This is a genomic window from Microvirga tunisiensis, from assembly GCF_009296175.1.
GTDB lineage: Bacteria > Pseudomonadota > Alphaproteobacteria > Rhizobiales > Beijerinckiaceae > Microvirga > Microvirga tunisiensis.
In genome coordinates this window covers 1-516 of sequence record NZ_VOSK01001016.1, presented here as the reverse complement: position 1 = coordinate 516, position 516 = coordinate 1, and the positions used below count along the sequence as shown (strand labels likewise).

Here is a 516-nt window from a genome sequence, read left to right as displayed (position 1 = left end):
AGCATCCCAGGTGGATCGAGGTCCTGTCGAATGGCGACGTCCTCGTCGCCGAGGCGCGAGGCGCAACTGAAACCGTCAAGTCGCTGATCGCCGTCGTCATGCACCCGGTCAAGTCGATCTTTACCTACGCGGCACTCAGCACGATGCAACGCGCAGGCGCCGTGGGCGTCAGTGCGAACCGCATCACGCGGCTGCGCGATGCGGACCGCGACGGGGTAGCCGACGTCAGGGACGTCTTCCTGGACGGCTTGAACCAGCCCTTCGGAATGGCGCTGGTGGCCGGGACGTTCTACGTCGGCAACACCGATGGAGCCGTCGCCTTCTCCTAGGACGCAGGCACGGGGCGCGTCAGCGGGCCGGGTCGCAAGCTGGTTGGGTTCAAGCCCGGCGGGCATTGGACGCGCAGCCTGCTGGCGAGCCCCGATGGCTCGAAGCTTTATGTGGGCGTGGGTTCGCGCGGCAACATTGGCGAGGACGGCATGGCTGCCGAGGAGGGCCGCGCGGCGATATACGAGA

At 67.1% G+C, this 516-nt stretch carries 1 pseudogene; it reads left to right on the top strand.

Annotated elements, in window-relative coordinates:
* Nucleotides 1-516: pseudogene (locus FS320_RS51535) on the top strand (DUF7133 domain-containing protein); the annotation flags it as partial.